Below are 15124 nucleotides of genomic sequence, written 5' to 3'. Positions count from 1 at the left end.
TGGAAAGGATACCAAAGGGTGTTGGTATCGAAAGGCCCGGCTGGGCAGGCTGGAAGGGCGTGCGATGGGCCGGACCATTGGAACCATGCGGCATCGGCGACTGGCCCATCCCGGATGCCGCCAACGCGCGACGGGGCGGTGGCCGCGGCGTGTCGGCCGCATATCATGGGAACCATGGACGGTACATCGAAACAGGACGGCACGGTCTTCGGCAGGGGGACGACCTCGTACAAGGCGTTGGCGCAGTCATTGCTTGACGACACGCTGACGGTTGACGGGCAGGGGCAGCCGACCCGTACGCTCGTGGCGCTGGGGGCGCCGTGCACCGGGAAAACCACCTTCGCACGGGACATGCTGCTCGCGGGCATCCGCCGCTTCGGCGGCACCCGCGTGGCGATGACGGTATCCGGCCGTGTCATGGCGGACCGGCTCGGCAACGATATCATCCGCGAGCTCGGGGCGGTGTCCCAGGCACGCCCGGTGACCACGATGTCCGCACTCGCGTTCAGGGCGATCACGGCTGTGAGGTCGGCAGAAGGCAAGGCGTTGCCGCGGCTCCTGAACGGCGCCGAACAGGACGCGTTGCTGCGTCTGGTGGTCGCCCGGCATATCGAGCATGCCCGCAGCGGCGACGAATGCGACACCTGCGCCCTCCTGCGCGAATACTTCGCCCAAGACCAGTGGGCGGACATGGTCTGCGGCCCGGTGCCCCCGGCGGCGGCGCCCGGCAACGTCCCGACGCCACGCCCGCTGCCGGACACGACATCGCTGGCGATGTTCACCAAAGGCATCAGCGACGCATTCATCATCCAGCTGCGCGATATCATCTCCCGGATCAACGAGCTCGGCCTGCGCTCGCAGGACGAGCGGCCGCTGATCGGGCGTCTGCACTCGATCGCCGGGGCGACAGGGACTTCCGGCGCGGGTATGGAACCGCAGGCGAAACGGCTCGATGTCCAGTGGCGGCTGGCTTTCGCGTTGCGTCGGGAGTATGCGACGGCGGTGGGGGCACACTATCCGGGCCAGTACCGGCTTGACCCGTCCATGCTGCTGGTCGAGGGCACACTCGCGGTGCCGTGCCTGGGCGAGGAGGACCTTCCCGAGCTCATCGTGGTCGATGACGCGCAGGATCTGACGCTTGCCGGACTCGCGTTCCTCGAGCAGGCCGTCACCGCCGGGTCGCGGCTGCTTGTGGTCGCCGATCCCGACGAATCCGTGCAGGCGTTCCGCGGATCCCACCCTGAATACGTGCTCAAGCGGCTTCTGGCATCCGACGGGGCGTTCCATGCCGCTTGCACGGCTCTGGACCGTCCGCGACAGGCGACATACCGTGATTTGGTGATCGCCCGCGTCGGTCTTGATATCGATTCCGACGAGCATTTCGATCTGCCGGTCGCGCAGCGTCCATGGAAAAGCGCGGTACTGCCGGGCAGCTATCCGATCTGCACGGTCAACACACAGGCCGGGGACGGCGATATCGAGGACACCACGCGTGACGGCAGCGTGGACACCCGGTTGTACGCCTCCTCGAACGATGAACTCGAATCGACGGTCACCGCCATCAAGGCCGAGCATCTTGACCATGGCCGCCCGTGGAACGATATCGCCGTCATCGCGCACGACAACGCGACCGTCCGTACGTTCGGTGAACGGTTGCGGCGCGACGGCGTTCCCGTACGGTATTCGTCGGTGACCAGGCCGCTCAAGGACGAGCTGTTCGTCCAAGGCCTGTTCGCCCTGGTCGAACTCGCCCAGATCCGCATGCTCGGGCCCGCGGCGGTTACGGACCCGAGGTTCGCGGGAACAGCCGATATCATGTCCGACGATGGGGATGCCGCCGCTCGCCTCGCCTCATTCGTCCGTTCCCGTGTGCGCATGGCGATGGGTTCCCCGCTGATTGTCGCACGCCGGGGGAGGGAGCAGTTCCCGGCCCGTCTTGAGCCGGTGGAACTGGCCATGCAATCGTTGGTCTCGCTGTCCGCCATCAGCGGGCAACAGCCGGACGGTGCCATCGGCGACGCCCCATCCGACGGGCAAGCCGACGATTCCGCCTTACGGCTGCTGCAACAGCGGTGGGAACGCCTGCACATGGCGCTGTCCCGGGCACAGAGCAGCCAGAGCAGCCAAGACAGCCAGGATAGTCAAGACAGTCGCAACAACCAGGGCGATGCCGCCGCGCAACGGCGGGAGCCGATCGCGCAGTCCGGCGATGAGACGGAACCACAATCGGGAGTACCCGTTCACGGCATTGAAGATCGTGCCGAGGAGGCTCCCACATTGACGCTCGACGCGATGTACCTGCTGCTCGCCTGCCCGCAACCGTTGGACACGGCCGGGCAGATGCACGGTGACACCACCGGTACGGATGCCGATCTCATGCTCGACACGCTCGGCTCGCTGTCCCGCCATGACGCGGATATCCGCGCGTTCGCGGCAATGTGGCGCACGGTCGGGGCAATCGCCTCACGCATCGCCAAGCTTGCCGACACACGACCGGTGTACGTGCTCGGGGCGGCATGGGATGAATGCCGCGTCGCCACCGCCTGGCAGACCGCGGCGCTCATCAACTCGCAGGAGGGCCGTGCCGCCAACGACCGGCTGGATGCGGCGATGCGCCTGTTCGACTATGCCTCCGGTACCGGGGCCGGCCAGGATATCACCGCGTTCTTCCGCGCTGTGCGCTCGATGCGCATCGAAGCGGATTCACTGGCGAAGGTCGCACCCATCGACCAGGCGGTCACTCTGACCACGCCGGCCGGCTCCGGCGGAAGGCATTGGCCGTTGGTCTGGATCGTCGCCGTGCAGCAGGACGTGTGGCCGAACCTGGTGCCACGCAACACGATGTTCGGTGGCGAGGACCTCGCCGACCTCATCCTGCACGGTACCATCCCCTCGCTCGATCACGCGCCGCATCGCGATGCGCGGCTCACCACCGTCCTGCACAGCGAGCAGCGCGGCCTGCTGGTCGCCCTGACCCGGGCGGGCGAACGCGTGACCGTCACCGCGGCCGCGTCGGACGATCTTATCCCATCGGACTTCCTTGTACGCTACCTGCCCGAACGCTTCGATGCGCACCAGGCCGCCGGCCCGGTCGGTCCTGGCGTGTCCCCGTCGCCGGAACATGCCGCAGACGGCCAGGTCGCGCCGGATATCGCCGGCATGTGTACCGACGTGCGCGGGCTGGTCGCGGCGGCACGCATCACGCTCGCCCGCAATACCGGTGACAGCGAGCGCGAGCGGCAGGCCCGCGAGGACGCGTATCTGGCCTTGGAACAGCTTGATGACGCCGGCGTCTCATCCGCCGACCCGCGCAACTGGTCCTTCCTGACCGTGGCCCCGACCATGCCGGGGCCGGCCGGGGACCATGCCGCGGCATCGTCGGCGCAATCGGACGGCGACCGCGACAACGGCGCAGCACCGTCCGCAGGGGATGAGGTCAGGCTGTCACCGTCCTCGGTGGACGGTTTGTGGGCGTGCCCGGTGTGCTGGATGATGGACCACCAGTTCGCAGGGCCCCGCCCCGGCGGCGTGCAGGCGAGCATCGGCACCATCGTCCACCAGATCGCCCAGGAAGCCAGCCAGGAGGGGCTCGACAGGCCCGACTACCATGCCGACACGCCGGCTGATGAACGTATCGCCGCCATCAGGGGGCGCATGATGGCCCGCTACCGTCAGTTGCGTGTCGACCCGGCGACCGTCAACAATCCCGCCGACCGGTACACCCTGCTGTACAAGGACGCGCAGGTCGATACCATGCTGGGCAATATTGCCTCGTATTTCGTGCAATCCAATAGCGCGGACTACCTTCAAGGCAACAGCGACAACATCAAGGTCGGCGTCCTGGATTCGGCGGAATGCGAGAAGGAATTCGACGCGCGGTTCACGCTCGATGACATCGCGGCCGCATACAACCGGATGCCGTCCGTCCAGGTGTCGATGACGTCCGAGGCGATCGGCGCCATCATGGGGGCCATGGTCGGCGGATGGCCCGAAGGCATGGACGACGATCTGGCGATCCGTCTGACCGGGCGCATCGACCGCGAGGAGCATCGGCATACCGATGACGGCGACCAGGTCAGGCTCGTGGACTATAAGACCGGCAAAAAGCCCGATGTGAAAGGGGTGTTCAACGATTTGCAGCTGGTGTGCTATCAGCTCGGGCTCGCCTTCCCGGTCGGTGGCGGCGGACTGGGACAGGCCGGCAGGCCGCCGGTCGCGCAAAGCGTCCTGTTCCATGTCAACGAGTCGCCGGCCCCGGCGACAAGCTACGCGCCGGAAAGCCTCTACCAGCCGCCGCTGTTTCTTGACGGGCATCTCAACGACCAGCCGTTCAACCCCCGCAGGGGATACCCCCATACCGGCCGTCTGTACGACTCCGCCGACATCATACAGCCCGACGCCGTGCCTGACAGGCTATGGAAGGACTTTACCCACGTGACGGAGAACACCCAGGCCGCCTGGGCATTGGCCATGATCGCCCGCGTGTTCTACGCGGGGGCGGCGGTGCGCTCCGAACAGATCGTCGCGCACCCGCAGAACACGCATCTGAAATATTGCGACGGCCATGGCATCTGCCCGGCGTGCGCAGGACAGATCGACACCGTGTTTGAAACGAGGACAGCATGAGCGGGACGAATACAGGCGCGGCAATCCGCCTGAGCGAGGAACAGGGCAAGGTCGCCAACGCGCCAGCCGACGACGACGTGCTGGTCGTCGCCGGCGCGGGCAGCGGCAAGACCACGACCATGACCGAGCGTGTGAACCATCTCATCGCCTCCGGCGTGCCGCCGGAGCGGATCCTCGGCCTGACATTCACCAAGAAAGCGGCCGCGGAACTGTCCGGTAGGGTTTCCAGCGGCGCGTCAGGTGGCACCGGCATGCTGCTCAAACCCACCGTCATGACCTATGATGCGTTCTTCCAGTCGATTGTCCGGCAATACGGCCTGCTGGTCGGTTTCGACCAGGACGCGCAACCGTTGAGCGACGCCGGGGCGTTCCAGCTGGCCTCCAACGTGGTCGACGCCCATCTCGATCGGCTGTTCGCCGCCGTGGGACAGGTCACTGATGGCGACACCGACGGCGATCCGGCAGGCGGCGACACCCCCGACGGTACGCAGCAGGGGGCGTTCACCACGCTCGTGGGCCGGTTGCTCAACCTGTCGCACGCCATCAGCGGGGCGATGATCGGCGGGGACTGCGATTCGCTCGCCGAAGCGGTGCGTCGCATCAGACGCTGGGACGACGCGTTCATCGACCGGTTGCAGCGCATCACCGACGCCGATACCGCGGAACGCGCCGTGACCATTCCTGTGGGCGATCCGCTGGAACACGGCGCCCCCAAACCGCCCAGGAGGCTGAAAAAGGACACCGATGAAACCTACGCCGGCAAGGTCAGGCAATATCAGGCGACATTGCGCAACCAGCGTGACGATTCCGCGCTGTTCCATTGCGCACAGCTGCTGGCCGTGACCCGGCAGCGCAACGTCCTGCTCGACCTGGTCGAAGCGTACGAACAGGCCAAACGCGAGGCCGGCATGGCGGAATTCAGCGACTTCACCATCGCCGCCTACCAGCTGGTCAGGAGATTCCCCTCCATCGGCCAGCAGTACCGCCACCGCTACACGCACGTCCTGCTCGACGAATACCAGGACACGTCCACCACGCAGGCCGAACTCATCGCCGCCCTCTTCCACCCCGATACCGCACCTGCATCCGGCGCCCCGGCGCCTGACACCGCTGCGGGCCGGTCAGCGGTGACAGCGGTAGGCGACCCCTACCAATCGATCTACGCGTGGCGTGGGGCAAGCCCGGGCGCGCTGCGTATCTTCCAGCGCGCGTTCGGCCTGGAGCAGCCCGGGTACCGGCCGTTCCCGATGACCATCAGCCGCAGGAACCCGCGTGCGGTACTGCGCATGGCCAACAACCTCACCCTGGAACTGCGCCGCCCGCACCGCAGGCCGAGCAGCTCGCGCATGGCCGAAGTCGAGGTCCTTCCCCTGAACCCGGCGCCGGACCGTGACGAGATCGGCACCGTCGGCGTCCAGGAATACGAGACGCTCGGCCAGGAGATCGACGCGGTGGTACGGTTCGCGAAACTCGCCATCGCACGCCACACGCCGCACGGTGCCGCCGACCAGGCACGCCCCCATGTCGCCGTCCTGTTCCGCAGCAAGCAGCGGATGGCCCAATACGAGCAGGCCCTGCGGCATGCCGGGCTGAGCGTGCAGATGGTCGGATATTCCGCGCTCCTGGAACGTGCGGACGTGCGTGACGTCCTCGCCCTCCTGCACGTGGTATGCGACCCGACCGACTCGCAGTCGCTCATGCGCCTGCTGGCGACACCGCGGTTCCACATGGCGGCCGGCGACCTGACCGCATTGTCCGCGCTCGCCAACCGTCGGGACACCGACCTTCGATATCAGGCGCTCATCCAGGCCGGCTATGCGACCGGTGGCGAAGGGACGCATGAGCGCGCGGCCATCGTGCGTGAGCATCGCGAACAGCTGCCGCACATGGTCTACCTGTCCGATGTGGTCTGTCAGGCGCAGACGGCGGACGACCTGTCCGGCGCCGGGCTGGGCGGTGCCGCGGTGGACGCCGTACTGCACGCCGGGCGTATCCTGCGCCAGGTGCGGCAAGCCATGGACCTGCCGCTCGACCACGTGGTCCGTGCGGCGGTCCGCGCGCTCGATCTTGACATCGACACCGTGCTCGCCCAGGCGTTCGCCTCCCCGGACGCTCCGGTCGATCCGTCGCTCGCCCACGCCCCGGTCGAGTCGATCATCGACCTGGTCGGCACCTACACCCAGGAAATCACCCAGGGCAGGCAGATCACCCTGCGCGGCTTCGTCGCATGGGTCGATTCGCTGCGGCAGGTGGACGACCCGACCGCGGCCATCGCCACGGAGCCGGTCGACGTCATCCTCATGACGGTCCATCAGGCCAAAGGCCTGCAATGGGATGCCGTCGCCGTCGTCGATGTCAACGAGAAGACCTTCCCCAGCAACCAAGGCGACTATCTCAGCGTCAAACCCGCGGACGACGGCACGACCGCATCCGGCTCGCAGGATGCGTCCGGGCCATGGCAGCCGCCAGAGTACACGGAACAAGCCAACACGTGGCTCGACTGCGCCGACATGGTGCCCGCCCCCGTGCGCGCCGACGCCGACATCCTGCCGCGCTTCCCGCACGACGCGACGGTAGGTGGCGACCCGGTCGAGGCGCTCGACGTCTTCGATGACACGCTCACCGTCGCAGACGAGGTGTTCGGCACCGGACGCGACCTGCCGTTGGACGACATGGACACCGTCGACAGGAACCGGCTGTTCCTCACCCAACGTGAGGAATACGGCCGTCGCCTCCACGAGGACGAGCGTCGCCTGGCCTATGTGGCCGTCACCCGGGCCAAACACGAGGTGCTGGTCACCGCAGCGAAGTACAGCACCGCCGACATGGTCGCCTCAGGCGGCAGGGCTACCCCAGGTTCAGTGTTCTGGCGGGAGATGTACGACTCCATGCTTCATGACGCGCACGCAGCCGTCTTAGGCGCCGCATCAGGCATCGCGGCGCTGCCCTCATGGGCGGACAGCCGCAAGCTCGACGCGGACCCCGGCACGGACACCGAGGACGGGCGGCCCCACTCGCTGGCATCGGCAGGCCAGGACCTGCCCACGGGCTTCTTCATGGGCGATGACGCGCGGACCTTCGAAGACACGGTGGTCGGCCAGGCATGGCAGACGCCGGTCGAACTGACCCACACCGATGAGCACCTGCCATGGCCCGGCGAGCTGGGCGAACAGACGCGCCAAAGGCTCGACCGGTCGGCTCAGGAGGCGCTCGACTGGATCTGCACGGAGCGCGGCAAGTCCCAGGAACCGCGGGAAATCAAGGATACCGACGTGCTGTCACGCAAGACGCGCGCCCTGCTCGACGACATCGACCTGCAACCGCAGGAATACCAGCTGGACATCGACCGCAACGGCCTTGACGAGCAGGTCAGGCAGGCCGCGCAACGCCTCATGGCCAACAGCCGGCGTTCGGTCACCTCGCTGCAGGCCCAGAGCGGACAGACCGACAGCCACAAGCTGCAGCAATACTGGCGTGGCATGGTCCGCCCGATCCCGCATGTCGCCTCGCCGGATGCCGAAGCCGGCACCATGTTCCACGCGTGGGCCGAACGGTTCATCAACGCCTTCAATGACATGGTCGACCCGGACGGCACCGCGGATACGCCTGCACTTGGCGCGATGGTTTCACGCCAAGCCATGGTCCAGGATCTGCAAGCGCGGGAGCAGAAGCTTTCCGGCACCGACGCTGGCGCATCCGTTGACAGGCGGCTCGCCGTATGGGAACGTCGGCTGGTCGAATCACGGTGGGCGTTCCGCCGCCCCCAGTCGGCGGAACGCCAGATCGTCGTCTCGCTGCCGCAGCTGGACGACATCATCGTCCACGGCAAACTCGACGCGGTCTTCTACGGCGGCCTTGACCCGCAGGAGCGCGCAAAACGGTTCACCATCGTCGACTGGAAAACAGGCGCCAAGCCGCGCAAGCCGGCGGATATCAACGAGAAGCTCGCCCAGCTGGATATGTACCGGCTGCTGCTTTCGCGTATCGAGAACGTCCCGTTGGACACCATCGACGCCACCCTGTACTATCTGAATGAGCCCCAAGAGGCTGACCGCGAGCTTCACGCGCGCGGGAAAACAGAACAGGATATCCTTGCCGAGCTGAGCTCCGGAATCCCCGAAGAATCTGACAACGACTGACCTGCGCGAGGGCGTGGGTGGCGGTCCACGGACTTGAAAACGCGTCCGGGACGGTCATGCCAGCGGGGCCGCGACCCTCGAGCAGCATGTGTGGGCGGGCACACGTGCCGGATGCTGATTCGAAGTGAAAGTGAGGAATATCATGGGCGCGACCCGCGACCATACCCAAAGTGCCAAGACATCATCCCGTAACCGTACCGATGGTGCATGTACCGACCAGCGCAACCACACGTCACGCTCCCATTCGCCGCAGCCCATCGTCGTGCAGCACGCCCAGCGGCCCCATGCCGGATCCGCCGCATCCGCGGCACCCACCCCAAGCTTTGCGACCGCCGTTGCCGCCGCTGCTACTGTCGCGCAGGCAACGGAAGGCATGGTGACCTACCGGCCGCTGGAGGCTGCGGATCTGCCGTCGATCATCGACGAATACGACCAGACCTGGGGATTCCGTCCCCTGTCCGCGCGCCGTCCGTTGTCGCAGATGGTCTCGAAACGATTTGTCGTGCACTATCTTGAAGGCACCACCCGCGCCGAAATCGCCGAACTTGACGGCCAGGTCCTCGGCCTGACCTTCGCCCAGGTCGAGGGCGAACGCCCGCTCTACCCGCAGGCCCGGGAGACGCTCGCGGACATCGATGACTTGCTGCGCGCCGACGACACCGGCTCGGTCGCCCTGCGTGAGGTCACATACTGGCATCGCGCCGAAAACCGTCTTGAACGCATCAGCCAGATCGGCAACGTCACCCAGGCCGAGCTCCGATTGTTCCTCGTTTCGCCCAAGGCGCGCGGCCATGGCGTGGGCGGAGGTCTGTGGCGGCGTCTGATGGCCTACTTCCAGCGTCAAGGTGTCAAACGCTACTTCCTGCATACGGACAACAGCTGCGATGTCGGCTTCTATGACCACCAGGGGCTGGTGTGCAACGCGAAACGCATCGCCGCCGACCATCCGGAAGACCATGTCGAGAAGATGTACGGGCGGATGAACGACCTGTATATCTATTCCGGCGAACCGTCCCGCACCGTACGGCACCGTCGGCGCGGCGGCAGGCCCGCCGCGGTCGTGCAGCCGAATCGGGGTGAGTGATTGGCTATGACGCCGCCAAGCGCCACACCCGCATCCGACCATGCCGGTTCGCCATATGCACGGCTGTTCCGTTTGCCGGGCGCGAAAGCCTTCTGCATCTCCGGGGCGATTGCACGCCTGCCGATCTCCATGATGAGCCTGGGTATCGTGCTCGCGCTCAACCACCTGTACGACAACTGGACGATCGCCGGCACCATGAGCGCGGTGTACATCCTCGCCGTCTCGGCGGTCACCCCGTTCTATGCGAGACTGTTCGACCGGCTTGGCCAGCGGCGTGTCGGATTCCCCGTCCTCGCCCTGCAGGTGACCAGCATGCTCGTCTTCGCGTTCGCTGCGATGGCCCGCGTGCCGATCGCCGTACTGTTCGTCCTGGCGGTCATCATGGGACTGTGCCAGTTCTCCATCGGCGCGCTCGTACGCACGCGATGGGCGTACGCGCTACGCGGCAACCCGGACGCGTCATTGCTGAACACCGCCTACGCGCTGGAAGCCGCCGTCGACGAGGTGGTGTTCATCCTCGGGCCGATTCTCTCCGCATTTCTCGCGACTTCCGTGAGCCCGGTATCCCAGCTGTTCGTGCCCGCCATCGCGGCCGGCGCCGGGGGAGCGGTGTTCTTCTCGCTGCGCAACACCGCGCCGCCCGTCATCGAAGTGGTCGAGGTCACGCCCGCGCCCGCCGATGACGCCGACGTGCTACGCGCCTCCAGCCGTGGGCCCGAAACAGCGGAAAGCGCGATCGCCCTGGACAGCGGTGGCCTGCGCCCTCCTCACCGCCGCAACCGCAGCGTGCTCACCTACCCGGGCATCGGTCCGCTGCTGGCGGTATTCATCGTGTTCAATGTCAGCTTCAACGCCTTCGACGTGTCCATGACCGCCGACTACAAGACACTCGGCAACGAGCAGTTCCTCGGATTGCAGCTCGCCATGTTCGCCCTCGGTTCGTGCATCGGCGCGATCATCTTCGGCACGCGCAAGCCCAAAGGCTCGAACTGGTCGCATATGGTGGGGTTCCTGTGCCTGCTGACCTGCGGGTACATCCTGTTCCGCCTGAGCATGGACCATCTCATCCTGCTCGGCGCGCTCGAGATCCTCGCCGGCCTGTGCGTCTCGCCGCTGTTCGCGACCGGGAATCTCATCGTCAAGGACATCGTGCCGGAAGGCTCGCTGACCGAAGGCCTGTCATGGGTGACCACCGCCGGAACCGTCGGCACATCGCTCGGCTCGACCATCGCCGGCGTGGTCGTCGACCATGCCGGGCCGCATGCCGGGCTCATGATCCCATGGATCGCCACCGCGTGCGCCATTCCGATCGCGCTGCTCGGATGGCGGCTGTCGCGGCAGGGCGGCGACAAAGCCAACAAAGCCGCCGAAGCCGTCGAAGCGTCTCTTTAGATTCATAAGCGTAGGTATCCGCAAGGGTTTGATTGATGGTGACATCAGGCGGTCTGTCACGCTTTGCGGCGTCTAGGTCGCCCGGAATCAGGCAAGGAGCAAACATGATCAAGGTTTCCGTCGTCGGCGCCAAAGGGCGCATGGGATCGCACGTGGTCGAAGCGGTGAACGCGGCAGAGGACACGAGCCTCGCGCTCGCGCTCGACGCAGGCGACGACCTCACGCAGATCACCCCTGAAAACACCGATGTCGTCGTCGAGTTCACCGTGCCGACTGTCTCGCTGGACAACGTACTCGCGCTTGTCGCCCAAGGCGTCGACGTGGTCGTCGGCACGACCGGTTGGATCGACGCGAAACTCGACCGGGTCCGCGAGGCGCTCGCCAGCGCGCCACGCGAAAACCAGAGCGTGTTCATCGCCCCGAATTTCGCGATCTCCGCGGTTCTGGCGGACTATTTCGCGAAGATGGCGGCACCGTATTTCGAATCCGCCGAGGTCATCGAGCTGCATCACCCGAACAAGGTGGATGCGCCTTCCGGCACGGCGATCCACACCGCGCACGCAATCGCCGACGCGCGCAAGGACGCCGGCCTTGGCGACGTTCCCGACAACACGCAGACCGACGGCGGCTCCCGCGGCCAGGTGATTGACGGCATCCACGTGCACGCCGTGCGCCTGCGTGGCCTCAACGCCCACGAGGAGGTCCTGTTCGGCAACGCCGGCGAGCAGCTGACGATCCGCGCGGACAGCTTCGACCGCATCTCCTTCATGCCCGGCGTCCTGCTCGCCGTACGCAAGATCGCCTCGGGCTCGTACCCCGGACTGACCGTAGGCCTCGACCACTTCCTCGACCTGTGACCCCACCTCCCTCACCCTCTGCCGACGCTGAGCGTTCTGCCAGCGTCGGCAGAGGGTCATGGTTCTGTTTCCGCCAACGCTGAGGGGTGTGTCAGTGTCGGCGGCAGCGGGGCTCGGGTGCGTCCCGCCCCAGCGGTACGGTTACCAAGTATGAGTGACACCACCATGCATCTTCTTGATCCGGCGCCGTTCGGGCGCATTCTTCCTGCGATGGTCACGCCGATGAAATCCGACGGTTCCATCGATTACGAGGCGGCCCAGAAGCTCGCCAAGCAACTGGTCGCGGATGGCGCCGATGGTCTGGTGGTCAACGGTACGACCGGCGAATCGCCGGTCACCCACATGGAGGAGAAAGTCGAGCTCGTCACCGCCGTCAAGGAAGCGGTCGACGTGCCGATCATCTCCGGTGCCGGCTCGAACGACACCGCGCACACCGTCCGCATGGTCGAGCAGACCCAGGAAGCGGGCTGCGACGCCGTGCTCGTGGTGGCACCGTACTATTCCCGCCCTTCGCAAGAGGGCATCTTCCGTCACTATCAGGCGGTCAACGAGTCGGCGGACAAGCCGATCATCATCTATGACGTCCCAGGTCGCACCGGCGTGCATATCCAGCTGGAAACCTACCGTCGCATGGCCGAATTGGACCATGTCAAGGCGGTCAAGGACGCGACCGGCGACATCGCGGGCGCAGTACGCAAGCGTCTGGAAACCGGTCTGACCTGGTATTCCGGTGATGATGGCCTGTTCCTGCCGTTCCTGTCCGTCGGCGCTGTCGGCATCATCTCGGTCATCGCCCACGCGGCGGCCGGCCCGATGCGCGACCTGGCCAACGCGTTCGACCAGGGCGACATCCATACGGCGCAGAAGATCGCCGTCCAGCTGTCCCCGCTCGTCGAATCGCTCAACGGCACCGGATTCCAGGCGGTCATGGCCAAGGCCGCGTTGAAGGTCCGTGGCGTGCTGGATTGCACGACCATGCGCCTGCCGAACGTCGGTCCGGGCGAACCGGAGCTCGAACGCGCGCGTGAAGGCATGCGCGCCGCCGGCCTCATGTGACGGGCACTACCTCGCCCACGTACAGGCGCGGGCACCAAGTAACAGAAACCCAACGAGGAAATGGCAAAAGAACAAGAACAGAACAAGAGCAATTCCCGCAGGCGCGGCCAGCATACCGGCCGCCGCGCCCGCACATCGTCGGCCCGTAACGCCGGCCGCACGACCACGCGCCGTGGATCGCGCCCCCAGGAGCTCGCCACGGCCCCCCAGCAGGATGACGTGCTGATCGCCCCGCCGAAGTACCGCAAGGGCTCGATGCGTATCGTGCCGCTCGGCGGTCTCGGTGAGATCGGCCGCAACATGAACGTGGTCGAATACAACGGCCACCTGCTGCTCATCGACTGCGGCGTGCTCTTCCCTGAAGAGGAGCAGCCGGGCGTCGACCTGATCCTGCCTGACTTCCACTACATCAAGGACCGTCTCGACAAGGTCGAGGCCCTGGTGCTCACCCATGGTCACGAGGACCATATCGGCGGCGTGCCGTACCTGCTGAAGCTCCGTCCGGACATTCCGCTGATCGGTTCCAAGCTGACGCTTGCCTTCGTGGAAGCCAAGTGCAAGGAACACCACATCACCCCGACCATGATTGAGGTCAAGGGTCGTGACAAGATCAAGGCCGGCCCGTTCAACCTCGAATTCGTGACCGTCACCCATTCGATCCCGGATGCGCTCGCCGTGTGCGTGCGCACACCCGCCGGCTCGCTCATCGACACCGGTGATATCAAGCTCGACCAGCTGCCGCTCGACCATAAGATCACCGATCTGGTGGAGTTCGGCAAGCTTGGCGAGCGTGGTATCGACCTGCTCATGATGGATTCCACGAACGCCGAGGTCCCCGGGTTCGTGCGCCCCGAGACCACGATCGGCCCGGTGCTTGACCGGGTGTTCGCCGAGGCGACCCGCAAGATCATCGTCGCGAGTTTCTCCAGCCACGTGCACCGCGTGCAGCAGGTGGTCGACGCCGCCCACAAGTACGGCCGCAAGGTCGTGTTCGTGGGCCGTTCGATGGTTCGCAACATGTCGATTGCAGCGGATCTGGGCTACCTGCACATTCCCGAGGGCACGGTCGTCGATCTCAAGAAGGCCAAGGACATCCAGGACGATAAGATCGTCTATATGTGCACCGGTTCGCAGGGCGAGCCGATGGCGGCGCTCGGTCGTATCGCCGACGGCAATCACCGTGACATCACCGTCAACGAGTTCGATACCGTGATTCTGGCCAGCTCCCTGATTCCGGGCAATGAGAACGGCGTCTACCGTGTGATCAACAAGCTCGTCCAGCTGGGTGCGCGCGTGGTGAACAAGGACAATGCGGCGGTCCACGTGTCCGGCCATGCGAACGAGGGCGAGCTGCTGTACCTGTACAACATCATCAAGCCGAAGTGTGCGATGCCGATTCACGGCGAGAACCGCCATCTGGTCGCCAATGGTCTGATCGCCGTCAAGACGGGCGTCGCGCCGGACAATGTCGTGCTTGCGGAGGACGGCGACGTCGTCGACCTGTACCACGGCAAGGCCGCGATTGTCGGTTCCGTGCCGTGCGGCTACGTGTATGTCGATGGCGATTCGGTCGGCGAGCTGACCGACGAGGACCTTGAGAAGCGCCGCATTCTCGGCACCGAGGGCTTCGTCTCCAGCTTCGTGGTGGTCAATACCGACACCGCCGACGTGCTGTCCGGCCCGAAGATCTATCTGAACGCCGTGGCCGAGGACGAAAGCGAGTTCGAGAAGGTCCGCCATCAGATCGTCGAACAGCTGCAGGATGCGATGATGCAGGGCACCCGCGATACTTATAAGCTCCAGCAGATCATGCGTCGCACGCTGGGCAGCTGGGTCGCCCGCCAGCTGCACCGCAAGCCGGTGATCGTGCCGGTGGTCGCCGATATCGCACAGCGTGACGAGGACAATCCGCTGCGCTGAGCCGGAAGCCGCATCGCATCGGATTCGCGAAGCGCCGCACCCGCCGAACC

General features: G+C 65.9%; 7 protein-coding genes. All 7 read left to right on the top strand.

The window, feature by feature from the left end:
• The first annotated feature begins 174 nt into the window (after positions 1-174).
• Positions 175-4626, top strand: coding sequence for a PD-(D/E)XK nuclease family protein (locus WD012_RS02550; protein WP_339562218.1), 4452 nt, complete (start codon positions 175-177; stop codon positions 4624-4626).
• Positions 4623-8765, top strand: a complete 4143-nt coding sequence (locus WD012_RS02545) for an ATP-dependent DNA helicase (protein ID WP_339562217.1) — start codon at positions 4623-4625, stop codon at positions 8763-8765. Before WD012_RS02550 ends, WD012_RS02545 begins: the two co-directional genes overlap by 4 nt.
• A gap of 142 nt (positions 8766-8907) precedes the next feature.
• Positions 8908-9849, top strand: a complete 942-nt coding sequence (locus tag WD012_RS02540; protein ID WP_339562216.1) for a GNAT family N-acetyltransferase — start codon at positions 8908-8910, stop codon at positions 9847-9849.
• Between the two features lie 6 nt (positions 9850-9855).
• Positions 9856-11241 (top strand): MFS transporter, encoded by a 1386-nt coding sequence (locus tag WD012_RS02535; protein WP_339562215.1) that lies wholly within the window; start codon positions 9856-9858, stop codon positions 11239-11241.
• 104 nt (positions 11242-11345) lie between these two features.
• A complete protein-coding gene (dapB, locus tag WD012_RS02530) occupies positions 11346-12098 on the top strand; it encodes a 4-hydroxy-tetrahydrodipicolinate reductase (protein WP_339562214.1) in 753 nt (250 codons plus the stop codon).
• 150 nt (positions 12099-12248) lie between these two features.
• The gene (gene dapA / locus WD012_RS02525; protein ID WP_339562213.1) at positions 12249-13154 is read left to right on the top strand and encodes a 4-hydroxy-tetrahydrodipicolinate synthase; all 906 of its coding nucleotides are present in this window, start codon (positions 12249-12251) and stop codon (positions 13152-13154) included.
• Positions 13155-13214: 60 nt separating this feature from the next.
• A complete protein-coding gene (locus WD012_RS02520; RefSeq protein WP_339562212.1) occupies positions 13215-15074 on the top strand; it encodes a ribonuclease J in 1860 nt (619 codons plus the stop codon).
• Positions 15075-15124 lie beyond the last annotated feature (50 nt).

The sequence above is a fragment of the Bifidobacterium thermophilum genome, assembly GCF_037482445.1.
GTDB lineage: Bacteria > Actinomycetota > Actinomycetes > Actinomycetales > Bifidobacteriaceae > Bifidobacterium > Bifidobacterium thermophilum_B.
This window is presented reverse-complemented; position numbering and strand designations above follow the sequence as displayed.